Below are 22,512 nucleotides of genomic sequence, written 5' to 3' on the forward strand. Positions count from 1 at the left end.
GTCCCCTCGCGCTCACCCTTCGTGAAACCGCGTTTCCCGGACCTTCCCTCAGCCGAGCGCGGCAACGCCCTCGATCTCCAGCAGGAACTCCGGCAGCGGAAGCGCCTTCACCACCGCCGTGGTGCGCGCGGGATACGGGCCGGGGCCATACCAGGCGGCGTAGAGGCGGTTCATCTCCTTCACGTCCTCCTCGCGCGTCAGCAGCACGTTGACCTTCACCAGCCGGCTGCGGTCCGCGCCCGCCTGCGCGAGCACCTTGTCCAGCGTCGCCAGCACCAGTTGCATCTGCGCCTCGAAGCCATCAGGCACGCTGTTGTCGGCGTTCAGCGGCCCGATGCCGGAAACGTAGAGCAAGTCTCCCGTGCGCACCGCATAGGAGAGCGGTGGCGTCCGGAGCCCGGCCGGCGGCGGAATGTGCGTCAGCGCGCGCATGGCAATCCTCCTCTTCAGCAGCGCCTCCATCCTGCACGCCATCCGGGCCACAGGCGAGACACCTTGCCCGCCGCAGGCTGGAGCGGCACGCTGCCTGCTGACGCTGCAACGACCGCAGTCACCGACGGAGCCTCGCCATGCCCCAGGTTGATACCGCCCGCTTTCTTCAGGACCTGCACGACCTGCGCAGGATCGGCGCCTTCAAGACCGGGGTGCATCGTCCGACCTACTCCCCTGACGACATGGAATCCCGCCGCTGGCTGATGCAGCGGATGGAGGAGGTCGGGCTGGAAGCCTCCATCGACGGCATCGGCAACGTTTTCGGCCGCAACAAGGGACCGGGACCGCACCTGCTGGTCGGCAGCCATATCGAGAGCCAGAACGAGGCCGGCTGGCTGGATGGCGCGCTTGGTGTCGTCGCCGGGCTGGCGCTGGCGCGTGCCGGGCTGCCGGTGGATGTTTGCGCCTTCGCCGACGAGGAAGGGCATTTCGAGGGCGGCTTTCTCGGCAGCAGGTCCATCATCGGCGAGCTGTCGGAGGAGGAGATCGACCGCAGCCGCAGCCGCAACGATGGCACGCCGCTGCGGGACGCGCTGAGGGCCGCCGGCCTCGCCGGATTGCCGCGGATGCAGATTGATCCCGCCCGCTACAAGGGCTTCTTCGAAATGCATATCGAGCAGGGCACGCAGCTTGAGGGGGCCGGGCTGCAGGTCGGCGTCGTCACCGGTATCGTCGCCATCTGGCAGTGGCGGCTGAGCGTGACGGGGCAGCAGGACCATGCCGGCGGCACCACCATGGCCGAGCGCCGGGATGCCGGGCTGGCGGCGGTGCGCCTGCTCGCCGCCATCGACCGGGAATTTCCGCGCGTCTGCGGCGAGCGCAGCACCTGGACGACCGGGCGCATCCTGCTGGAGCCGGGTGCGCCGAGCATCATTCCGGGCAAGGCGGAGGTGCTCTTCCAGTTCCGCGACGTGTCCATGGAGAAGCTGCAGGAGATGGAAGCGGCACTGCGGATGCTCGTGCGCGAGAGCAACCGGCGCGAGCGCAGCCACACCGAGCTCGTCGGCATCAGCAAGGCGACGCCCGCGCTCTGCGACCCGGCGATGATGCGCGCCCTCGGCGGCGCGGCCGAGGCGCTGGCGCCCGGCGCCTGGCAGGAAATGCCGAGCGGCGCGGGACATGACGCGCAGTACCTCGCGAAGCGGATGCCCGCCGCGATGCTGTTCACCCCCTCGATCGGCGGCATCAGCCACCATTGGGCGGAAGACACGAAGGAAGAGGATCTCGCCCTCTGCGTGCGGGTGCTGGCCGAGGGCGCGGAGCGCTACCTGGCAGGCTCGAACTGAGAACTCGAAGAACGAAGATGGGGGCGCGGGGGAGTTCCTTTCCCCGCACGTCCTCCTAGCCCGGCGCCAGATCCACCTCGACCCGCAGGCTATGCCGCCCGCCGCCAAGGATGATGCCGCGCAGGGGCGAAATGTCGTGGAAGTCGCGTCCCCAGCCCAGCGTGACATGCTCGTCGCGCACGACCAGGGCGTTGGTCGGGTCAAGGTCCACCCAGCCGTGCTCCAGCCCGAGCCAGGCGCTGACCCAGGCGTGGGACTGGTCGGCGCCCATGAGGGACGCGCCCCCCGGCGGCGGCAGGGTGCGGATGTAGCCGGAAACGTAGCGCGCCGGCAGGCCAAGCCCACGCAGCGCGCAGAGCATCAGGTGGGTGAAGTCCTGGCAGACGCCCGCCCGTTGCGCCAGCACCTGCGCGACCGGCGTGGCGATGCCGGTGACGCCGGGGCGAAAGGCGAAGTCGCGCGGGATGCGCGCGGTCAGGTCCAGCAGCCCTTCCAGCACCGGCTGGCCCGGGCGGAAGGAGGCAGCCGCATAGGCGGTGGCTTCGGCCTCGGGCGGAAGCATGGGCGAGGGAAGAGCGAACTCGGCCGCCTCAGGCTCCCGCGAGGCCCGTTCCGCGACGGTTTCCCAGGGCGGCGTCGCGGCGGGATCAGGAAGGGCGCGGGCGGTAACCTCCACCGTCGCCTCCGCCACCACTTCAAAGACCGAGTGTGGGCGGTCGAGGAAGAGCCAGGCGACGCGGTTGCCGAAATGGTCGGTGCCGGTGGCGACGCGCGCGGGCTCGGGCTGGCAGGTCAGGCTTTCCGCCAACACGCGCTGGTGCGGCAGCGGCCGGGGCGCGAGGTGCAGAAGGTGGGTGGCGATGTCCACCGGCTCGGCATAGCGATAGGTGGTGGCGTGGCGCACATGCCACATCATCCCGCGCCTCCGCCGGGATATTCCTGCCCGATCTGCTGGATGGGCGGCAGCAGCGCGAAGTAGCGGCGGGTGATGGCGTCGGAAAGGACGGCGATCTCGCCCTCCATCGCGGCGAGGCGGGGTGCGAGCGCCACCGCCGCGGCCGCCTGGTCGGGCGCGGCGAGAACCGCGGCGGGCATGGCCTCCACGGTTGCGATCAGCGCTTCGGCCGGCGGCAGCAGCTCGCACTCTGAGCCGCCATCCACCGACCGCAGCAGGTCGCGGATGGCGTGGAGCTGGAAGGCGAGGCCGCGCGGGTTGCCGGGCTCGGCCAGCACCAGGTCGAGCGCCGGCGCGGGCTGCAGCGTGCCGAGATAGCGGCTGCGATAGGTGATGACGGAGTCGCACAGCTCCAGCGCCAGCCGCAACCCGCCCTCGATGCGGCTGGCGCTCTGGCCGAGCGCGAAGCCAAGCTGCGCGGCGATGCTCTGCGCCCGCTCCACGCGCCGCCCGAGGTCGAGAAAGGCGAACCCGCCGGCGCGCACCATGTTCTCGGCCGCGGCGCCCGCCACGCCAGCCGAGTAGCGGAGCACGCTGCCCAGCACGGCTTCCAGGCCTTGCAGGCCAAGCTGCGGTGCATCGGCCTGCACGCGCACGGCGCGCAGCGGCAGGGTGAAGAGGGTGTGCATGTCGCCGGTCAGCCGGTCACGCACGGCCTCCACCAGGCGGCCGATCTCATCGAAGAGCCGCGCGACCGTGCCGCCCTCCCGCAGCGTGCGCCAGAGCGCGGCCTGGAAGGCGGAGCTGGCGGCGGTGTTCGGCATGTCCTCGGGCATGACCAGCCCGGCATGGCGCAGGCCCGTGAAGAGTGCCGCCAGCTCCGCCATCTCGCGCGGCAGCAGCGGGCCGCGGTCCAGCCGGGCCAGGGCCGCGCGCATCAGTCTCGCGGCGCCTTCCATGCGCTCGACGTAGCGGCCGAGCCAGAACAGGTTGTCGGCCACGCGACTGGGAAAGTCGCCACCGGCACGGCGGATCGGCAACGGCGCCTGGCGTGGCGCGCCCGGCCCCTGGATGCGGCCGCCTTCCTCGCTGAGCACCCAGACATCCTTGGACAGGGCCTGGCGCGGCAGCCGGCCGATCGGCCCGGTCGCCTCGTCCGGCACACGGGCGAGGCCGCCGGGGAAGGCGCTCCACGCCGCGCCGTCCTGCGCCAGGAAAAGGCGCAGCAGCACCGGGCGCGGCGCCAGGCCACCACCCTCGACGAAAGGCGCGACGGAGGGCGGAAGGTCGCGCGTGGCGGCGAAGGCGCGCGGCTGCGCCGCCACGCGGGCGAGCAGGGTCTCGCGCTGGGCGGGCGTCATGCGGCCGGGGCGCCAGGCGGGGGCGATGCCGTCGGCGGCGGGTCGCAGCAGCCAGGCGTCCGGGTTGCGCAGCACGGCGGCGAGGGCATCGGGATCCGCCAGCCAGTGCGTCTCGACCGAAGGCAGGCGCAAGGGCTCGCCGAGCAGGTGCTCGCAGAGGCGCGGCAGCAGGGCGGTCAGGCCCGGCGCCTCGGCCAGGCCGCAGCCGGGCGCATTCACCACCCGTACGCCGCCATGCCGCCAGGCGTCGAGCAGGCCGGGGACGCCAGGTTCATGGCCGCCGAATTCCAGCGGATCGAGCAGGCGGCCGTCCATCCGGCGCAGCAGCACGTGGACGGGCTGCAAGCCCTTCAGCGTCTTGAGGAAAACAGCCCCGCCACGCGCCGCCAGATCGCCCGGCTCCACCAGCGCGCAGGAGAGCTCGCGCGCCAGCAGCACATGCTCGAACCAGAGCGGGTGCTGCACGCCCGGCGTCAGCAGCGCGATGGCGGCGTTCTCCTGGCGCGGCGGGGCGAGGCGTTGCAGCGCGTCCTGCCAGAGATCGAAGAACGGGCGCAGCGGCCGCACCTGCTGGCTCTGGAACAAGTGCGGCAGCACGCGCCCGAGCATGCGCCGGTTCTCCTGCGCATGACCGATGCCGGCGGCGCGGCTGGTGCGATCGGCCAAGACCCGCCAGCACCCGTCGGGCCCGCGCAGCAGGTCGGCGGCATAGGTCTGCAGCATCGGGCGCGGCGGTGGCGCGGCGGCGCTGCGGCAGGGGCGCAGGAAGGCCGGGTTGGCGAAGAGCAGTTCGGGCGGCACCAGCCGGCCGGCCAGCAGGCGCTGCTCGCCGTACAGGTCGGCCAGCACGGCATCCAGCAACCGCGCGCGCTGCGCCAGCCCCTCGGCGAGGGTGGCGAACTCGGCGGCGGGAAGGGGCAGCGGCACCGGATCGCAGCGCCAGGAAGGTTCGGCGCGCCTGAGGCCAGGCAGCAGGGAGGTGGCGCCCTCCTCCTCGAAGGCGCGGTCGAGCCGGCGCGCGGCCTCGCCGAGGCCGCCCTCGGCGGAGTCGGGCGGCAGGTCGGAAAGGGCCGCGAGCACGCGCCGCCAGTGCGGCCGCACCTGGCCACGGCCATCGACCATCTCGTCGGGCGGGGAGGGCTGGATCACCCGCCGCCCGCTATCATGCGAGGCGGCGCAGGTCGAGGGTCCGGCGCAGCTCCGCCCCCTGCACCGTCAGCGGCGCGGCGCCGGGCCCGGGCGTGTGGCCGCCCCCGGGGGTATGTCCGAAGGGGAAGAAGCGGGCGCGGCGCCGCGCCTCCGCCTCGTTGGCGTTCACCGGAAAGCGCTCGTAGTTGCGCCCGCCCGGATGCGCCGCGTGATGCATGAAGCCGCCGAGGCTGCGGCCGGTCCAGCTGTCCCAGAGGTCGAAGGTCAGCGGTGTCTGCGCGCGGATGGCCGGGTGCATGGCGGAGGTCGGCGCCCAGGCCTTGAAGCGCACGCCTGCCACGAACTCGCCGGCGCGGCCGGTAGGGGCCATGGGCAGGGCGCGGCCGTTCACCGCCAGGGTGAAGCGCTCCGGGGTGAAGCCGGTGGCGCGGAGCTGCAGCCGCTCGGTGCTGCTGTCCACGAAGCGGGCGGTGCCGCCAACGTAGTTTTCCTCGCCCAGGACGTTCCAGGGTTCCAGCGCGTGCCGCAGTTCAAGGCCGACATCGTGCACCGCCGTCTCGCCCAGCAGCGGGAAGCGGAACGCGAAGTGCGGGTCGAACCACGCCTCCTCCAGCGGTGCCCCGAGCGCCCTCAGCTCCTCGATGGCGTCGCGGAAATTCTCGCGCGCGTAGTGCGGCAGCATGAAGTCGTCATGCAGGCGGGTTCCCCAGCGCACCAGCCGGCGCTCATAGGGTGCCTTCCAGAAGGCGGCGAGGGCGGCGCGCATCAGCAGCATCTGCGCCGCCGACATGCGCGGGTTGGGCGGCATCTCGAAGGCACGGAACTCCACCAGGCCGCGCCGGCCGCCGGAATGGTCGGGCGAGTAGAGCTTGTCGATGCAGAACTCGGTGCGGTGGGTGTTGCCGGTCATGTCCGCCAGGATGTTGCGGAACAGCCGGTCCACCAGCCAGGGCGGGCATTCCAGCCCGGGCTCGATCTGCTGGAAGGCGATCTCCAGGTCGTTCAGCACGTCCTGCCGCGCCTCGTCGATGCGCGGGTGCTGGCTGGTCGGGCCGATGAACAGGCCGGAGAAGAGGAAGGAAAGGCTCGGATGGTTGTGCCAGAAGCCGAGCAGCGACTTCAGCAGGTCCGGCCGGCGCAGGAAGGGGCTTTCGGCCACCGTCGCGCCGCCCATCACCACATGGTTGCCGCCGCCGGTGCCGACATGGCGGCCATCAAGCATGAACTTCTCGGCCGCAAGGCCTTCCTCCCGCGCCAGGGCGTAGAGCTGCTCGGTGCGCTCCACATGCTCGGCCCAGGAAGCGGCGGGATGGATGTTCACCTCGATCACCCCAGGATCGGGCGTGACGGAGAAGCCCTGCAGGCGCGGGTCGGAGGGCGGCCCATAGCCTTCCAGCACCACGCGGCGCCCGGCGGCGGCGGCGGTTTGCTCAACGGCGGCGCAGAGTTCCAGCCAGTCCTCGGCGGCGTAGAGGGGCGGGAAGAAGACGTGCAGCCGGCCTGCGCGCGGCTCCACCGTCAGTGCGGTGCGGACGAGATCCCGCTCATCGCGGCCGTTCTCGGCAGGCAGCGGCGCGCGGGCGCGGCGCAGTGCCTCGGCGCCGGGCAGCGGACCGGCGCCGGGCGCGCCCGCAGGGGACGTGTGCCCGATCTGGTGGTGGATGGGAAACCCGGCTGCGCTTGTGGCGGGCGGCGGCGCAGCGGGGCGGAAGGCCTGGGCGGGCGGGAGGGGCGCGCGCGAGGCGAAGGGATCGGCCTCGAACTCGGCGGGAATGCTGGCCGGGTCGGCCCAGGGCAGGCTTTCCAGCGGCAGGCGGGAACCGATCGGTGAATCGCCGGGGACAAGAAAGATCAGGTCATCCTCGCGGAACAGCCACCGGCCGGATTCCCAGCCCCTGCCATCTTTCCGCCGGCGCAGCGGCAGCACCGAGCCGACGCTCGCCGCCAGCCCCTGGCCGAAGACCTTCGCCAGGCGCGCCCGCTCCAGCGGGTCCTTCAGCCTGGAATCCTCGGCCAGCACGTTGGCCGGTAGGCGCTTCTCCTTCCAGAGATAATAATGGATGTCCTCATGCGCCGGCTGCACGTGGCGCGCGTCGAGCCCGAGCCGTTCCGCGAGTGCCGTGGCGAAACCGGCAGCATCGGCGGCGGTGGCGCTGTCCGCGTGCTCGTCGTCGGCGAGGAGGGCGGGGTCGGTCCAGACCGGCTCGCCATCCTTCCGCCAATAGGCGTTGAGCGCCCAGCGCGGCAGCTGCTCGCCGGGATAATGCTTGCCCGCCGCGTGCTGCACCACGCCGCCCGGCGCCCAGAGCGGCATCAGCCGCTTCAGCAGCCGCCCGGCGATGCGCCGCTTGGTCGGGCCAAGGGCATCGGTGTTCCACTCGGGCGCCTCCTGGTCGGTGGCGGAGACGAAGGTGGGCTCGCCGCCCATGGTCAGCCGCACCTTGCCCTCGGCGAGCTGCGCGTCCACCACCTCGCCGGCCTCCAGGATGTCCTGCCAAGTCTCCTCGGAATAGGGCTTGGTGACGCGCGGCGTTTCGCGCAGGCGGGTGACGCGCATGCCGAAGTCAAAGGCCACCTCGGCCTTCGACATCACGCCGCTGATCGGCGCGGCCGACTGCGGCTCCGGCGTCGCCGCGAGCGGAACATGGCCCTCGCCTGCCAGCAGGCCGGAGGTGGCGTCCAGCCCGACCCAGCCGGCACCGGGAAGATAAACCTCCGCCCAGGCATGCAGGTCGGTGAAGTCGGCCTCCGGACCTTCAGGCCCTTCCAGCGGCTTCTCGTCGGCGACGAGCTGGATCAGGTAGCCCGAGACGAAGCGCGCGGCATAGCCGAGGTTGCGCAACATCTGCACCAGCAGCCAGGCGCTGTCCCGGCAGGAGCCCTTGCCCGCGGTCAGCGTCTGCTCGGGCGACCAGACGCCTGGCTCCATCCGCACGATGTAGGAGACGCGGCTCCGAACCAGGCTGTTCAGCGCCATCATCATGGAGACGGTGCCCTGCTCGCCGCGCGGCACCTCCGCCAGCAGCGCGGCGAGGCGCGGACCGGGCTCGGCGGCGCGGCGGAAGGGTGCCAGCTCCTGTTCCAGCACCGGGTCATAGCTGAGGGGCCAGGTCTCGGCCTCGGGCTCCAGGAAGAAGTCGAAGGGATTGATGGTGGCCATGTCGGCCACGAGGTCCACCGTCACGTCGAAATGGGTGATGCGTTCGGGAAAGACGACGCGGGCGAGGAAATTTCCCTGCGGGTCCTGCTGCCAGTTCAGGAAGTGCGGCTTGGGCGCGATGCTCAGCGCGTAGGAGAGGATCGGCGTGCGCGCATGCGGGGCCGGCCGCAGCCGGATGGTCTGCGGCCCCAGGCTGACGGGGCGATCATAGCGGTAGCTGGTGCGATGGGTCAGCGCGACATGGATCGGCATGCGAGGGCCCGGCTGCTGTTGCTGCAGTGCAGCTTAGACCTTGCCTCGCGCGCCGCGAAACCCGCTATGAACGACGGCGTGGCAGGGCCGTCTTGGCGATCCGGCCGGCCCATCCCATCATGCCGCCCTCGCTGGATGACCCACAGGCGGAGGCTTTCCTTTATGGCTGCTGACAACGAATCATCCGCCGGTGGCGTGCAGGGTGGCGTCGAGGGCGCGACGCCCAGCCTGGAGGTGGCCGGCGCCGTCGCCACCATCCGCCTGAACCGTCCGCGCCACCACAACCGCCTGGAGCCGGAGGACCTGCTGCGCCTGGTGCAGCTGCTGGACCGGGTGGAGGCGGATGATGCCCTCCGTGTCCTGGTGCTCACCGGCGCCGGGCGTTCCTTCAGCGCCGGCTACAACATCGGCAAGCTCGGCCGCGGGGCGGGTCCGGAGACCCCTGAGTTTGGCACCGTGGGCGACCGCCTCGAGCGCTGCCGCCTGCCGACGATCTGCGCCCTCAACGGCAGCGTCTATGGCGGCGCGGTGGACCTCGCCATGGCCGCGGACTTCCGCATCGGCGCCGCCGGCATGTCGCTGACCATGCCGGCCGCAAGGCTGGGCCTGCACTACTACCCCAGCGGACTGCAACGGGCCGTCGCGCGCATTGGCCTGGGGGCGGCCAAGCGGATCTTCCTGCTGGCCGAGCCCGTCGGCACCGACGAGCTGCTGCGCATCGGCTTCCTGGACGAGGCGGTTCCGGCCGAGGCGCTGCAGGCCCATGTCGCCGCCCGGGCGGCGCTGCTGGCCGGGCACGCGCCGCTGGCCGTGCAGGGCATGAAGGCGGCGCTGAACGCCTTCGCACGGGGCGACGCCGATTTCGCGGCGATCGACACCCGCCACCAGCAGTCGCAGCGCTCCGCCGACCTCGCGGAGGGGCGTGCCGCCTGGCTGGAAAAGCGCGCGCCGCGCTTCGCCGGGCGCTAGAGCAGCTCCCGTTCCGATGGCATCATCGGGACGGGTGAAGATGCTCGTTAAAACAAACGGCTAGAGCGTTTCCCGTGCGCCAGGATGAACCGAAAATGCTCTAGGCGAGGGGGAGCCGCCTCAGTTGTTCCGCAGGTTGTCCTGCCGGGCCATCTCGGCGTTCACCGCGCCTGCCGCCTCGGCGCTGCGCGGTAGCCGCGGCATGCTGGCCAGCAGGCGCAGCGTCTCCGCCCCGCCGCGGCTGAAGGCCGGCGCCTGCAGCGCCGCCTCGGCGGTGGCGCGGCTGCCGTGGTCCAGCGCCTCCGCGGCCTGGCGCAGCGATCCCATGACCGCCTCCGCCGGCGCCCCTTCATGGATGCCGAGGTAGTTGCGCGCCTCCCGGCGAGCCCACTCCATCTGCGTCATCACGGTGGGCGAGGTCTTGGCGGACCAGTAGGGATCGTTCACCAGGGCGTCCGCCAGGAACTCGATCTGGACAACCGCCAAGGCGGCGCGGCCGGGCTGCCCCTGCCACTTGGACAGGTCGCCGAACTGGAAGGGGGCGTTCAGCGCCGCCCCGCGCACCGAGCTGCCGGCGCCAAACAGGTAGGAACGTGCCGGATCCGCCGAATAGCAGGCGGCGAGAAGGGCAGGGAGGCCAAGGGCGGCGAGCAGGGTGCGGCGGTTCATGCACGCCAGATGGGACCATCCGCGCCGCGCTGAAGGCAGATCTGCTTCACGCTCCCGCGCGCGATCCGCCCTTGCCCCCGCCGCGCGGCGCTGCCACACACGCGCCGTCCGAACCCTCTTGCGCCGCGCCTCCCCGGCGCCACGGCCAGCGGAACCATGACCGAAGACCTGCCCAACCCCGCCCTGCTGCCCTCCGGCCTCGCCGACCTCCTGCCGCCCGAGGCGGCGCGCGAGGCGGACATGGTCGAGGCGATGCTCGCGGTGTTCGTGGGGCAGGGCTATGAGCGGGTGAAGCCGCCGCTGCTGGAGTTCGAGGATTCCCTGCTGGCCGGCTCCGGCGCCGCGGTCGCCGACCAGACCTTCCGCCTCATGGACCCGGACAGCCATCGCATGATGGGGCTGCGTGCCGACATCACGCCGCAGGTGGCGCGCATCGCCGCCACGCGGCTGGCGGATGTTCCGCGTCCGCTGCGGCTCTCCTATTCCGGCCAGGTCCTGCGCATCCACGGCAGCCAGCTCGCGCCCGAGCGGCAGGTGCCGCAGGCCGGCATTGAGCTGATCGGCGTGGATTGTGCCGAGGCGGATGCCGAGGTGGCGCTGATCGCCACCGCGGCGCTGGCCGAGGTGGGCATCACCGCTCCCAGCCTGGACATCACGCTGCCCACCATGGCCCCCGCCCTGCTGGACGCGGCCGGCGTGCACGGCGACCTGCGCCGCAAGCTTGCCCGCGCGCTGGACCGCAAGGACGCGGCGGCGGTGCGCGAGCTGGCGACCATGGCAGGGCCGCCGGCCATTGGACTGCCGGCGCTGCTGACCGCCGCCGGACCGGCCGACCGTGCCCTGGCCGCGCTTCAGGAGGCTGACCTGCCGCCTGCCGCCCGCGCCATCGCCGACAATGCCGCGGCCATCGTGGCGGTGATCCGCGCCCGCGCGCCGGAACTGCACATCACGCTGGACCCGGTGGAGTTCCGCGGCCTTCAGTACCATGTGGGGGTGGCCTTCACCCTCTACGGCCCCGGCACCGCCGGGGAGCTGGCGCGGGGCGGCCGCTACCGCTCCGGCGACGAGGCGGCGACCGGCATGACGCTCTATCTGGACGCGGTGCGCCGCGCCGCGCCGGTGCCGCCGGAGGCGCCGCGCGTCTTCATCCCGCTCGGCGCCGATCCGGCGGCGGCGGCGGGCCTCAGGGCCCAGGGTTTCGTCACGGTGGCGGCGCTGACCCCCGCCGACACGCCGCAGCGCCTGCGCTGCGGCCATATCCTGCGCGGAAACAGCGCCGCGCCGATCGAGGAGAGTGTTTAGCCATGGCCAATGTCGCCGTGATCGGCGCCCAGTGGGGTGACGAGGGCAAGGGCAAGGTGGTGGACTGGCTGGCAAGCCGGGCCGACATCGTCGTGCGCTTCCAGGGCGGCCACAATGCCGGCCATACGCTGGTGGTGGGCAACCAGACCTACAAGCTGTCGCTGCTGCCCTCGGGCGTGGTTCGCGGCAAGCTCGGCGTCATCGGCAACGGCGTGGTGCTGGACCCGGACGCGCTGCTCGGCGAGATCTCGCGCGTGCGCGGGCAGGGCCTCGACGTCGGGCCGCACAACCTGCGCATCGCCGAGAACGTGCCGCTGATCCTGCCGCTGCACCCGGCCATCGACAAGGCGCGCGAGGAAGCGCGCGGCGAGCGCAAGATCGGCACCACCGGCCGCGGCATCGGCCCGGCCTACGAGGACAAGGTGGCCCGCCGCGCCATCCGCCTCTGCGACCTCGCCGAGCCCGAAACGCTGTCGTCCAAGCTCGACGAGCTGCTGCTGCACCACAACACTTTGTTGAAGGGCCTCGGCGCCGAGACCTTCGAGAAGCAGGACCTGCTGGACCGCCTGCTGGCGCTGGCGCCGAAGCTGCTGCCCTATGCCGAGGCGGTGTGGGAGCGGCTGGACGAGGCGCGCCACAAGAACAGCCGCGTGCTGTTCGAGGGGGCGCAGGCCGTCATGCTGGATGTGGACCACGGCACCTACCCCTTCGTCACCTCCTCCAACACGGTGGCGGGCAGCGCGGCGGCCGGCTCCGGCATCGGGCCGCACAACATCGGCACCGTGCTGGGCATCGCCAAGGCCTACACCACCCGTGTCGGCTCCGGGCCGTTCCCGACCGAGCTGCATGACGACACCGGCAAGCGCCTGGGCGAGCGCGGCCGCGAGTTCGGCACCGTGACGGGCCGGCCGCGCCGCTGCGGCTGGTTCGACGCTTGCCTGGTGCGCCAGGCGGTGAAGGTCGGCGGCGTGCAGGGCCTCGCGCTCACCAAGCTGGACGTGCTGGACGGCCTGCCCGAGCTGAAGATCTGCACAGGCTACCGGATCGACGGCGAGGTGGTGAAGCGCCTGCCCGCCGCCGCCGCCGCCCAGGCCAAGGCCGAGCCGATCTACGAGACGCTGGAAGGCTGGAGCCAGTCCACCATGGGCGCCCGCTCCTGGGCCGAGCTGCCGGCCACCGCCATCAAGTACGTCAAGCGCATCGAGGAACTGGTGGAGGCGCCCGTCACGCTGCTCTCCACCTCGCCGGAACGCGACGACACCATCCTGGTGAGCGACCCCTTCGCGGGGTGAGGGGAGGGGACGCCCTCCCCGGCCGGCCAGGGGAAGGCGCCGCCTTCCCCCGGACCCCCATCCGCCAGGAGGCTGAGCCTCCTGGACCTCAATTAGATGAGGATTCTGGGAGCGGAGCATCTGGTCGTCGATCCTCTGACCGATGTTGGCCGGTAGCGGAATGGCGGCTCTGAGGGACGCGACGGGGCAGAAGCAGACCTTCTTGCCCGTAAGGGGCTAGCACCGGATGCGCCCCACAGGAGCTCTGCTAGGCCTCCAACTGGGCGTGATTACCTGCCCGGCTGAGCCAAAGAAAAGGAAAGCGTCACCCAGGCATTCCATCCTTCGGGACGATTCTGGGCAGCGAACTCGCCGTACGCCTTGACGTTCAGGTAAGCGTTGATCCGCTCCCCGATGCGGAACATGTAGCCGATCTGCGGTCCGACGCCCGCGACGCGCGACTTGAAGTCGCCGAGCCGCGCTCCCTCGCCGCTGTCGCCAGTGATCTGGTTGTAGAGGTAACCGACGGCGCCGACGTGCAGCCGCTCGTTGATGAAGTACGAGGCGCCCCAATCCAGGTGCATATCGATGCCGTTCCTGTACTCGGTGTCGGGGTTCTCGAAGTTGTAGGTGAAGCCCAGAACCGCCGAGAACTCCAGCTCGCTCTTCGGGTCGAAGTAGGTGTAGCCGCCGCCCCCATCGATTGCGGCGTGCCCCGTGCCGAGATTTGCGAGGCGGTTTGGGTTGTAGGCGCCGACAGGTATGCCGCCGGTTCCATAGGCCAGAAAGTTGTGGACGCCCTGGTTCCACTTGAGGGTGAACTGGGGGTAGAGGTCGCCGAAGGCTGTGCGGGCATCGCTTCGTTCGCCGGAGATCGTGTTGCCGCGTGGGCCTGTGAGCGTCGCATCTACGGAGGCTTCCGAGCGCCCCGCAATGCCGGTGAGGCTGAGTGCCGCCTGCGCCCCGAGAAACGGGGTCTCAAAGGTGTAGGTCGGGCCGAAGAAGACGCCGTCGACCCTGGCTGAGAGGCCACTCTCGAACCGGCCGCCACGCAGGAAGGTCCTGCCGCCGCCGCCATCGACTGAGGTGTGGTTGTAGACCGTGGCCCATGACCATCCCGCCTCCCCTGGCACAGCCGCGAGGCTGCCGTAGAGCCCGGGTGCCCAGAAGCTGACGCCGCCTTCATCAGCATGGGAAGCGGTGGAAGTCACGACCCCGCCAAGGGCCACGAGGAGCGCCGCGCTTGGACTCCACCCCCTGCTGGGGTCGTTCCTGAACGGCGCCGGTGCCGTGCTCACCCACTCTTCCCCGGCCTATAGGGGTCGGCTGCCCCCATGGGGATGGGAGGGTGCTCCTTCAGGCTCTGCTGGAAGGGGGTGAGGGCCGCAAAGATGCCATGCACCACCCAGCCATGCGTGAATCCCGTCGGCAGGCTTTCATCCGGGCGCTCCTGCGGAGTGATGTCCAGGTTGAACAGCTTGACGCCGCCTCCGAGCCGCTGCGGCGCGTCGTCCATGCGCTCCTGCCAGACGAAGTGGAGCTTCCAGTTGCGCCATTTCACGGCGAAAAGCTCGTTGTTGACATAGACCGGGAACCATTCGCGGACCGAGGTCTCCTGGCGACCCAGAAGGAAGCTGGTCTGGTCCAGGCCGTCGATCGGCCGGTCCTGCGGGATCTCCGCTCCGGCGATGCGGGCCAGCGTGGTGAAGAGATCCGCGATGTGCACGATCTCGTTGCTCACGCGCCCTTCGGGAACCCGGCCCGGCCAGCGAATAATGAAGGGTGTGCGCAGCGAGCCTTCCATGGCTGTGAAGTAGGAGCCAGACCACGGGCCCGCCCAGCCTCGCCACGGATAGGTTTCTTCCGGCCCGTTGTCGCTGGTGAAGACAAAGACGGTGTTGTCTTGGACGCCCATTTCGGCCACCGCATCGAGGATCTGCCCGACGCTCCAGTCCATCTGGGCCAGCACGTCTGCCCAGTCGCCTCGTCCCGTCTTGCCCGCGAACTGCTTCGACGGCTCGGTTGGCGCGTGGACGAGGGTGAACGGCACGTAGGCGAAGAAGGGGCGTCCGGCCTGCACGCTGCGCTTCATGAAGTCGATGGTCTTGGTCGTGAGCTCAAGATCAATCTCCCGACGGGCGTTATCGTCGTAGACCTTGATGCCCCGCGCCTTCTCTCCTCGGCGCCCCTCCATGACTTGCTCCAGGTGTGCCAGCTTGGCGTCAAAGCCCGCCTGTTGCGGCCAAAAGCTCTCGTCGCTCGAATTTGGTATGCCGTACCACTCGTCAAAGCCGCGGTCGTGAGGGTAGCGACCCTCGCTGTCGCCCAGGTGCCACTTGCCGAAGATGCCGGTGGCGTAGCCTTGCGAAGACAGCAGATCCGGCAGGGTGACCTCCCACCGCACAGGGCCGTAAGGGCGGCCGTCAATCGGAACGCTGTAGGTACCGGAGCGGATCGGGTGCCTGCCCGTAATGAAGGCGGAGCGCGATGGCGTGCACTGCGGCTCGACATTGAAGTTCAACAGCCGCGTCCCCTCGGCGGCCAAGCGGTCTATCCTGGGCGTCGGGGCACCGCGGAGGATGCCACCACCGTAACAGCCGAGCTCGCCATAGCCCAGGTTGTCGGCCAGGATGAAGATGATGTTCGGCTTCTGCCCACCCTGCTGGCTCTGCTGTGCTCGCACGGATCTGCTCGAGGCGGCAGAACCCACAGCCAACGCCCCAACAAGTGCGGAGCCACTCAACAGCAGGCTTCGCCTGCTACCGTCGCCGCTTCTTCGCTGGGGCCCTGACGAAACATCTATGGTGACGCGTTCCTGGGGCATCCATAGCCTCCCGCAGCGTGCCGCCGCTGCGCAGGGACTTACGCTTACGATCCAAGGAACCTAGCGAAAGAAGGGTTCGAGGAGCCATACAGGAAAACCCTGGGATCTTCGGAAGATTTCCGCTTCTGAGAACACGCAATGTGCGACGTGACGTCTAAGATGGGCGCAAGGCAGACCTCAGGGGCGGTTCATTCCTCACCCATGCCTATCTTGACAACAGGACCAAATTCCTATTACCCTCCGCTCCCCCCACCCGGAGCGGCCCCATGTCCCGCCTCACGCCCCCAACCCTCTGGACCCCGCTTTCCGACACCGCCTGGGCCGCCCTCCAGCCCTTCCTGCCCGCGCTCTCCCCGCAAGGCCGCCGCACCGCCGACCCGCGCGCCCGGCTCGATGCCATCTTCCACCTCGCCCAGCTCCCCGGCGCCCCCTGGCGCGACCTGCCGGAGCGCTACGGCAACCCCGCCACCGTCGCCCGCTTCTTCCGCCGCCTGACCCATGCCGGGTTCTGGCACGGCCTGCTGCGGGGGCTGGCCAAGGCGCCGCCCGGCCATCCGCTCCGCGCCGTGGAATACGCCATCTGCCGTGCCTGCCGCCGCGCCGCGCGCCTCGGCGGCCTGCCGCTGCTGGCACTGATCCGCCGCCTCGGCCTACGCTCCGCCCTGGCCGCACCCCCCTGGCTGCTGCCCGATCCGCTTTTGTCCGAAACTCTCGCCCGCCTTCCGCTCGGCCCGCGCGCCGCGCCCGAAACGCTGCGCAGCCTGCTCCGCCTGCTGCGGGACGCCGGCGGACGCGCCCGCATCCCGCGCTCCGTCCGCCTGGCCTGGCCATGAGCGCCATGCCCGCCCCGCCGCGCGAGTCCACCGGCCACGCCGGCCGCACCCCGAACCTGCCGCGGGTCCCGCTGGCGCTGCGCCGCGCCGGCTGCGCCCACGCCCTCCCGGCCCGCCGCCCCCGTCCCGAACCGCGCCCGACAACGAAAAAGGGGCGCGGCCTTCGCCGCGCCCCTTCTCCAGTCCCGCTGCCGGGGCAGTCAGTCCACCGCCAGCCGGCGCTCCATGATCTGCGTCTTCATGCTCTTCTGGAGCTTCTCAAAGGCGCGCACTTCGATCTGCCGCACCCGCTCGCGGCTGATGTTGTACTGCTGCGACAGCTCCTCCAGCGTGGTCGGCTCGTCCTTGAGCCTCCGCTCGATGAGGATGTGGCGCTCGCGCTCGTTCAGCGTCTTGAGCGCCTCGCCAAGCAGCTGGCGGCGGTTGGTGAGGTCCTGCCGTTCGGCAAGCTCCTCCTCCTGGCTTTCGCCCTCATCCACCAGCCAGTCCTGCCACTCGCCCTCGCTGTCGGCGCGCACCGGCGCGTTCAGCGAGTTGTCGGGAGAGGCGAGGCGTCGGTTCATCGACACCACGTCCTGCTCCGGCACTTGCAGCACGCGGGCGATCTTCTCGACCTGCTCAGGCTGCAGGTCGCCTTCCTCCAGCGCGGCCATTTGGCCCTTCAGCCGGCGCAGGTTGAAGAACAGCTTCTTCTGCGCGGCCGTGGTGCCCATCTTCACGAGCGACCAGGAATGCAGGATGTACTCTTGGATCGCGGCGCGGATCCACCACATGGCATAGGTGGCCAGGCGGAAGCCCCGGTCGGGATCGAAGCGGCGGACGGCCTGCATCATGCCGACATTGCCCTCGCTGATCAGTTCGCCGACCGGAAGGCCATAGCCACGGTAGCCCATGGCGATCTTCGCCACGAGGCGCAGATGCGAGGTGACAAGCTTATGGGCGGCCTGCTGGTCGCCATGCTCCTTCCAGTCCTTCGCCAGACGGAGTTCCTCGTCCGGCGAAAGCATGGGGAACTTGCGGATCTCCTGCAGGTAGCGGGAGAGATTGCCCTCGGGGGCAATCGGAATCATCGACGAAGTGGAAGCCATTCTGCATCTGCCTCCTGCACCGGCCGGGTGCTCCTGTGACAGCGAGCCCCGGAGGGTATGGTCCGGCCGTCCCCGCTGAGCCCTGGCGCGCCGCTTCATCCCCTGTCACGGGAGGGACAGCTTCGGCGGCCGCGCCTTGGTGGTGGCACCCGGCGTTGGCGACGGGTTGAACGCTACCCCGCTTCAATTGGTTTCGCAAGAAAATCCCGACTGTAATAGTCGGGTTACGGCGGGTTACCATCCAGCAATGTTAGCAGCCCGCGCATGTCGGGCGGCAGGGGGGCGGCGAAGCGCAGCAGCTCCCCCGTGGCGGGATGGCGGAATCCGAGGCTTTCCGCGTGCAAGGCCTGCCGCGGAAAGGCCAGCAAGGCGTCGCGCGCCGTTGCCGGTAGGATGCGGGCGGCGGCGGGTATGCGCCGCAGGTAGACCGGATCACCCACCAGTGGATGGCCGATCTGCGACAAATGGACCCGGATCTGGTGGGTCCGTCCGGTGGCGAGGCGGCAGCGCAGCAGCGCGCAGCCGGTGCCCCAGGCGCGTTCGGTGGCGAACCGTGTCAGCGCGGGCTTGCCGCCCCGGGTGACCACAGCCATGCGCTTGCGGTCGGTCGGGTGCCGGCCGATCGGCGCATCCACTTCGCCCGCCGGCCGGGAGGGCACACCCCAGGCCAGCGCAAGGTAGGCGCGCTCCAGGTCGCGCGTCGCGAAGGCGGTGCTGAGGGCCTGGTGCGCGAGGTCCGTCTTGGCCACCACCATGACGCCGGAGGTGTCCTTGTCCAGCCGGTGCACGATGCCGGGACGCCGCTCGCCGCCGATGCCGGTCAGTTCCTCGCCGGCATGGGCGAGCAGCGCATTGACCAGTGTGCCGTCCTGGTTGCCGGGGGCAGGATGGACCACCAGCCCGGCCGGCTTGTCCAGCACGATCAGGTGGCGGTCCTCGAACAGGATGGTCAGCGGCATCGCCTGCGGCTGCGGCGTCGCGTCCACCGCCGGCGGCGGAGCGACGCGGTAGCGCATGCCGGCGCGCACCGTCTCGGAGGGATCGGTCGCGGGCGCGCCGCCGCGGCTGACATGGCCTGCCTCGATCAGCGCCTTGACGCGCGAGCGGGAGAGCGTGCCTATCGCCGCCGCCAGGAACCGGTCGAGCCGGTCGCCCGCGTGGGCGGCTTCCGCAAGGACCTCGAACTGACCGTCCGGCATGGGGCCGGGCTCGGGCTGGCTTGCGGAAGGGGAGATGTGGGTGCGCGCGCTCAAGATTTTGGTCGTTGTGATGGGGGTGATGATCATCCTGGGCACGGTGGCGCTGGTGGTGGCGCTGGTGCAGCGCTCGCACACGGCGATGACCGGCCTTTCTTCCGGTGCGGTTAGCACGGATCTCGCCCTGCGCCAGCCACCAGGCACGCGGATCGGCCAGATCGCCGTGCTCAATGGCCAGTTGGCGATCTGGGTGGAGCGGCCGGACGGTGGGCGCATCCTGCTGGTGGACCCGCAGGGCAGCCGCGTGGCCGGGGAGATCCGGCTCGGCGACTGAGGTCGACGGCCAGGGAAACGGGGAAGCATTCCGAGTGCGGAAAGTTGGAATCTTCCTCTTGCCCGGCCAGGGCAGGGCCTATAAAAGCCCCCTCACGCCTCCAGTCCCCTTCGTCTAGAGGCCTAGGACACCGCCCTCTCACGGCGGCAACAGGGGTTCGAATCCCCTAGGGGACGCCAAGCGTGCTAAGGCGCGCTTTTTCAAAGGCTTAGGCGCTTTCCACTTTTTATTTCTGTAGCAGTAGTTCGTAGCAGTTTTGGCTCCGTTTGGCCTCCGCTAGCGGCTGGCTGCGGCAGGGGCTGCCGAGTCAGTCTTCAGCTTCAAATTCACTCCTGCAAGCTCCTTGCCTGCACGCTTGATAGCCTCATGCGCCGTTCCCTCTGCTGAGGCGGCGACGATCAAGCCGTCATGCATGGGCAGCGCCAGGATGCCCTTCGTGGCGAGATCCTCCATCGCCTGCGAGATGATGCTGGCCTCAATGAACATGAGCTGGAGGGGAAGCAGCTTACGCCGTTGCGGCAGCGCTTCGTTGGTACGAATGGCATCTGCTGGCTCGCTGAGGAAGGGATACCGCCCAAGGACGGCTGCACCGACCTGCTTCGGAGACCAGCTGACATCCCGCCCCAACTGCTCCCGCGCCTTCTGTGCCCAGCGCTGGACGGGCGAACCCTTGCCAATCGTCGCATTAATCCACGCCTTCGCCACATCACGGGGCACGCCCTCGACCGAGTAGGCATCTCCCTCCGGCTCCGGCAGGCCCAGCATCCCGTGCAGCAGGGTCAGATGCGAGGCTGAGATGTCCACCTCGACCACGGATTCTCCCCCGATCCGGATCTGGAGTCGATCCGCCTGGGAGAGGTTCTGGTAGTTCCCTTCCGCTCCTGCGGCATACCAACGCCCATGGTGCTGCCAGTCGTGCGTAAAGGTCCGCCTCCACTGTGGAGGAAGGCAGCCCTCAACTACGGTGGCGGCAGCCAGGCGGTTCATGGCCTCGATCTGCTGGATCAGGTGGAAGGCTTCCGGTGAGGCAGCATCGATCTGAAGGACAGATTGCCTCCTGCCTCGTACCTTCAACTCCATAAGCCGGAGCGGCTGGACAACCCTTGGCGCCTTCTTGGGAGGGTTCAGCCGGAAGTGCTGGCGGAGGGTGCTTGGGGCGATGCCATGCTGATCTGCCAGCTTGAGCAGGTTCTCTGACGGCCAATAGCGGGCTGAGAAGCTGTCGCTTGCCTGCCTGCGGTATCCTTCATGCTGATGAATGAGGCCAAGCTGAAGGAGAGCCTTCAACGTGCCCTTGAAGACCTCAGCGCCAATTGGTTCTCCGGTGAAGTCATTGGTCTTCAGGCTGCGATACGACGCTCTCGGCTGCGTGGCACCCCAGTGCCAGAGCAACCCACCCAGGATGGTGCCAAGGGCCTTCTCCAGCTTCACCAGGCCCTTCTGCCGACGTTTCCGCTTCCGGTTTCTGGCCGATGCTTCCCACTCAATGACCAACTGCCCGATCTCAGCAACGAAGCCTGCTGCTCCGAGTGAGATAGGCTGAGCATGGAGAGGAATGATCTTGGCAGCCTTGAACTGCTCCTTGTTCAGCGTCTGGAAGGGCTGCCTGAAGCCTGACGGGGAAGCAGAAGCTCCGATGCTGGCCATAGGGCAGGCATTAGGACTGACCTGAAAGGGCAGAAGAGAAGGCTGAAGACCTTCGGGCTGCCCTGAAGCCTCGTCCTCAGCCTCAATAGAGGGGGAGGCCAAGGATGGCATACAGATAAGGTTTTTGAGGAAGGTCGATGGAGTAGGAGAGGGCATGGGGGAACTCGGAGGGGGGTTATGAGAACCGGATCGTTAGCCGGGTCTGGCCGTGGACTTAGGCTCTTCTTCTGAACCGAAAGTTAACGAAATCCCCCCCCCAAGATTCCGTTTCAGGACTGGTATCGGCTGCGTAAGCGAAGGCAGGCAAGCATGACGGCGCATGCAGGGCTCGGATTAGGTCGAACCAGCAACTCCCCTCCTAATGGCGCATACCCCGCCTAATGTGGTATCTGAGTATACGGCAAGAACTTCCAGCGTGAACGTCGTAGGAGAACAGGGTACCCCTGGGTGGCCCAGGCCCGGCCCCTTTCCTCTACTGCTACAGAAGACACCTGTGGCAGTGCTGGAGAGGCTCTGGGCCATCGACCTCCTTTGGAGAGGTCTAGGCCATTGGCCTCCTTGGTGCTGCTGCGTGCCGGCCTGCCACGCTTGTTCTGCTTCACTCCAGTGGAACCTATCACTTTGCCATCGAGCGGGTAGCTCTGCCCACGCCAGTTCATCCGTGCCACGTTAACAACCTGGCCCTGTCCGAGCATTCAGGGGCAACAACACCGGAGCCTGCACTCCCAAGTCATTCAGTCAGGGTTCTGAACGTGTCCAGTTTCACAAGACCTCGCCCCTAATATTTTCCGCGATAGACGTCGAAGAGAGAGCGGAAGAATCGGTCGTAGGCCGGAGCGCGTGGATCGCGGCGCACCGATGCCCGCAAGCAGAGCAACGGATCTCCTGGGACATAATTTCGCCCTTGCCCCTGCCCTCTTGCCCGTCTCTCTCCCCATACTTCGCCGATAACCGTCAACTTCCGAGCGCTTAGCGCGATTTCGAGTTGCGAGTAGCACCAGAGCTGAGCCCATACATTCGGCCAAAGATTTGTTGTAATCGGTAGTTTAGAGTGTTTTATCTCCACAATTATTACGTCACCATTCATTTTATTCATGTAAATAAGGTCGGGAGATGCCCTCAAGGGTCTTCCGTTGACCTGCAAACTTTTTATTTCGTAGTAGTTTTCTTTCTTTTTCCCACAAACGTGTAAGCCATTATGCAATAAATTCCAATCCGAATTTATATATTTTAAAAAATCATTATCGGTGCATTCAGATAATTGGCTTCGACGATTTAGAATTTCCTCCTCCGCTGCCTTACCGCGTTCGCGATCATCATCGTTTCCATGATCACTACTATAAAGAGAGTAGATCCACTGTGAGAAGGCCGATGCAGTCGCTTGAGGCTTGTCCGGCGGCATTGTTTGCGCTCGACGCAGGAACTCCGACGGAACCAACTTAAAAGTAGGAGATGGTTTTCGGCGCAGAGGGTAGTTTTTAACGAACTGATGTATTTTTTTATTACCAGCTTCAGCTGTACTATCGCTAATTTTCGGGCGATAAAAAGGTTCTTCTGTTGTGGCTGCCCCAAAAAGTATGGCGGCTCTGTTTTCAGCTGCCTCTCTGTTTATTTTGTAAATGCCGTGCGGATCGGCCCGGAGATGAACGTGCAGCTCGGGTAAGCTTTGCGGAATCGCAAGCTCATCTGGCTTATTGGATTCATCAGGCTCTTGGGACTCGTCGTCCCAATCTCGCGGTGGGCGCTGCGTCATCCGCCTACTTTAGCTCGGCCGCGCAAAGCGC

At 68.6% G+C, this 22,512-nt stretch carries 17 protein-coding genes and 1 tRNA gene; 7 read left to right on the forward strand and 11 right to left on the reverse strand.

What is annotated here, in order from left to right; translation table 11 throughout:
- Positions 1-48: 48 nt before the first annotated feature.
- Entirely contained in the window at positions 49-432 is a 384-nt protein-coding gene (locus tag E0493_RS07190) for a RidA family protein (protein ID WP_160936264.1), read from the reverse strand.
- A 137-nt stretch (positions 433-569) separates the two neighbouring features.
- Here E0493_RS07190 and E0493_RS07195 point away from each other — a divergent pair, with 137 nt between their 5' ends.
- Complete coding sequence (locus E0493_RS07195) at positions 570-1,778, forward strand: Zn-dependent hydrolase (protein WP_160936265.1); 1,209 nt, start codon at positions 570-572, stop codon at positions 1,776-1,778.
- Between the two features lie 55 nt (positions 1,779-1,833).
- On the opposite strand, the gene E0493_RS07200 is transcribed toward E0493_RS07195, so the two are convergent.
- Genes E0493_RS07200 through E0493_RS07210 form a run of 3 tightly spaced genes read right to left on the reverse strand, consistent with a single transcriptional unit; the run spans position 1,834 to position 8,595 of the window.
- Positions 1,834-2,694 carry a transglutaminase family protein gene (locus E0493_RS07200; RefSeq protein ID WP_160936266.1) on the reverse strand — a complete coding sequence of 287 codons (861 nt, stop codon included), beginning with the start codon at positions 2,692-2,694 and terminating at the stop codon, positions 1,834-1,836.
- Positions 2,691-5,183, reverse strand: a complete 2,493-nt coding sequence (locus E0493_RS07205) for a circularly permuted type 2 ATP-grasp protein (RefSeq protein WP_160936267.1) — start codon at positions 5,181-5,183, stop codon at positions 2,691-2,693. The genes E0493_RS07200 and E0493_RS07205 overlap by 4 nt, the downstream gene beginning before the upstream one ends.
- A gap of 13 nt (positions 5,184-5,196) precedes the next feature.
- The gene (locus E0493_RS07210; RefSeq protein ID WP_160936268.1) at positions 5,197-8,595 is read right to left on the reverse strand and encodes a transglutaminase family protein; all 3,399 of its coding nucleotides are present in this window, start codon (positions 8,593-8,595) and stop codon (positions 5,197-5,199) included.
- Positions 8,596-8,757: 162 nt separating this feature from the next.
- On the opposite strand from E0493_RS07210, the gene E0493_RS07215 reads away from it, so the two are divergent.
- Positions 8,758-9,564, forward strand: coding sequence for an enoyl-CoA hydratase/isomerase family protein (locus E0493_RS07215; RefSeq protein WP_160936269.1), 807 nt, complete (start codon positions 8,758-8,760; stop codon positions 9,562-9,564).
- A 120-nt stretch (positions 9,565-9,684) separates the two neighbouring features.
- Here the strand turns inward: E0493_RS07215 and E0493_RS07220 are convergent, their stop codons facing one another.
- Positions 9,685-10,233 carry a hypothetical protein gene (locus E0493_RS07220; protein WP_160936270.1) on the reverse strand — a complete coding sequence of 183 codons (549 nt, stop codon included), beginning with the start codon at positions 10,231-10,233 and terminating at the stop codon, positions 9,685-9,687.
- Positions 10,234-10,389: 156 nt separating this feature from the next.
- Between E0493_RS07220 and E0493_RS07225 the strand changes: the two genes are divergently transcribed.
- Positions 10,390-11,535 (forward strand): ATP phosphoribosyltransferase regulatory subunit, encoded by a 1,146-nt coding sequence (locus E0493_RS07225; RefSeq protein WP_160936271.1) that lies wholly within the window; start codon positions 10,390-10,392, stop codon positions 11,533-11,535.
- Between the two features lie 2 nt (positions 11,536-11,537).
- On the forward strand, positions 11,538-12,827 hold the full coding sequence (locus E0493_RS07230) for an adenylosuccinate synthase (RefSeq protein ID WP_160936272.1): 1,290 nt from the start codon (positions 11,538-11,540) through the stop codon (positions 12,825-12,827).
- A gap of 269 nt (positions 12,828-13,096) precedes the next feature.
- On the opposite strand, the gene E0493_RS07235 is transcribed toward E0493_RS07230, so the two are convergent.
- Together E0493_RS07235 and E0493_RS07240 are read right to left on the reverse strand one after the other, a co-directional pair.
- Entirely contained in the window at positions 13,097-14,104 is a 1,008-nt protein-coding gene (locus E0493_RS07235) for a SphA family protein (RefSeq protein WP_202396975.1), read from the reverse strand.
- Complete coding sequence (locus E0493_RS07240; protein WP_202396976.1) at positions 14,101-15,489, reverse strand: arylsulfatase; 1,389 nt, start codon at positions 15,487-15,489, stop codon at positions 14,101-14,103. The genes E0493_RS07235 and E0493_RS07240 overlap by 4 nt, the downstream gene beginning before the upstream one ends.
- A gap of 407 nt (positions 15,490-15,896) precedes the next feature.
- On the opposite strand from E0493_RS07240, the gene E0493_RS07245 reads away from it, so the two are divergent.
- Positions 15,897-16,463 carry a transposase gene (locus E0493_RS07245; RefSeq protein ID WP_160936274.1) on the forward strand — a complete coding sequence of 189 codons (567 nt, stop codon included), beginning with the start codon at positions 15,897-15,899 and terminating at the stop codon, positions 16,461-16,463.
- Between the two features lie 200 nt (positions 16,464-16,663).
- Here the strand turns inward: E0493_RS07245 and rpoH are convergent, their stop codons facing one another.
- Entirely contained in the window at positions 16,664-17,551 is an 888-nt protein-coding gene (rpoH, locus tag E0493_RS07250; RefSeq protein WP_160936275.1) for an RNA polymerase sigma factor RpoH, read from the reverse strand.
- A gap of 224 nt (positions 17,552-17,775) precedes the next feature.
- Positions 17,776-18,750 carry an RluA family pseudouridine synthase gene (locus tag E0493_RS07255; RefSeq protein ID WP_160936516.1) on the reverse strand — a complete coding sequence of 325 codons (975 nt, stop codon included), beginning with the start codon at positions 18,748-18,750 and terminating at the stop codon, positions 17,776-17,778.
- Between the two features lie 34 nt (positions 18,751-18,784).
- On the opposite strand from E0493_RS07255, the gene E0493_RS07260 reads away from it, so the two are divergent.
- Together E0493_RS07260 and E0493_RS07265 are read left to right on the forward strand one after the other, a co-directional pair.
- The gene (locus tag E0493_RS07260; RefSeq protein WP_235913638.1) at positions 18,785-19,081 is read left to right on the forward strand and encodes a DUF6476 family protein; all 297 of its coding nucleotides are present in this window, start codon (positions 18,785-18,787) and stop codon (positions 19,079-19,081) included.
- Positions 19,082-19,184: 103 nt separating this feature from the next.
- Positions 19,185-19,260: transfer RNA gene (locus tag E0493_RS07265), tRNA-Glu, on the forward strand.
- Positions 19,261-19,357: 97 nt separating this feature from the next.
- Here the strand turns inward: E0493_RS07265 and E0493_RS07270 are convergent.
- Positions 19,358-20,728 carry a hypothetical protein gene (locus tag E0493_RS07270; protein WP_160936277.1) on the reverse strand — a complete coding sequence of 457 codons (1,371 nt, stop codon included), beginning with the start codon at positions 20,726-20,728 and terminating at the stop codon, positions 19,358-19,360.
- Positions 20,729-21,506: 778 nt separating this feature from the next.
- Positions 21,507-22,481 (reverse strand): hypothetical protein, encoded by a 975-nt coding sequence (locus E0493_RS07275; RefSeq protein WP_160936278.1) that lies wholly within the window; start codon positions 22,479-22,481, stop codon positions 21,507-21,509.
- Positions 22,482-22,512: the final 31 nt, after the last annotated feature.

This window comes from Teichococcus coralli, assembly GCF_009829925.1.
GTDB classification, from domain to species: domain Bacteria; phylum Pseudomonadota; class Alphaproteobacteria; order Acetobacterales; family Acetobacteraceae; genus Pseudoroseomonas; species Pseudoroseomonas coralli.

Coding starts and splice junctions, on each gene's coding strand:
- E0493_RS07275 (WP_160936278.1), bottom strand. CDS start 22,481: ATGACGCAGCGCCCACCGCGAGATTGGGACGACGAGTCCCAAGAGCCT.
- E0493_RS07190 (WP_160936264.1), bottom strand. CDS start 432: ATGCGCGCGCTGACGCACATTCCGCCGCCGGCCGGGCTCCGGACGCCA.
- E0493_RS07220 (WP_160936270.1), bottom strand. CDS start 10,233: ATGAACCGCCGCACCCTGCTCGCCGCCCTTGGCCTCCCTGCCCTTCTC.
- E0493_RS07215 (WP_160936269.1), top strand. CDS start 8,758: ATGGCTGCTGACAACGAATCATCCGCCGGTGGCGTGCAGGGTGGCGTC.
- E0493_RS07210 (WP_160936268.1), bottom strand. CDS start 8,595: ATGCCGATCCATGTCGCGCTGACCCATCGCACCAGCTACCGCTATGAT.
- E0493_RS07195 (WP_160936265.1), top strand. CDS start 570: ATGCCCCAGGTTGATACCGCCCGCTTTCTTCAGGACCTGCACGACCTG.
- E0493_RS07245 (WP_160936274.1), top strand. CDS start 15,897: ATGTCCCGCCTCACGCCCCCAACCCTCTGGACCCCGCTTTCCGACACC.
- E0493_RS07200 (WP_160936266.1), bottom strand. CDS start 2,694: ATGATGTGGCATGTGCGCCACGCCACCACCTATCGCTATGCCGAGCCG.
- rpoH (WP_160936275.1), bottom strand. CDS start 17,551: ATGGCTTCCACTTCGTCGATGATTCCGATTGCCCCCGAGGGCAATCTC.
- E0493_RS07225 (WP_160936271.1), top strand. CDS start 10,390: ATGACCGAAGACCTGCCCAACCCCGCCCTGCTGCCCTCCGGCCTCGCC.
- E0493_RS07255 (WP_160936516.1), bottom strand. CDS start 18,750: ATGCCGGACGGTCAGTTCGAGGTCCTTGCGGAAGCCGCCCACGCGGGC.
- E0493_RS07260 (WP_235913638.1), top strand. CDS start 18,785: ATGTGGGTGCGCGCGCTCAAGATTTTGGTCGTTGTGATGGGGGTGATG.
- E0493_RS07230 (WP_160936272.1), top strand. CDS start 11,538: ATGGCCAATGTCGCCGTGATCGGCGCCCAGTGGGGTGACGAGGGCAAG.
- E0493_RS07270 (WP_160936277.1), bottom strand. CDS start 20,728: ATGGCCAGCATCGGAGCTTCTGCTTCCCCGTCAGGCTTCAGGCAGCCC.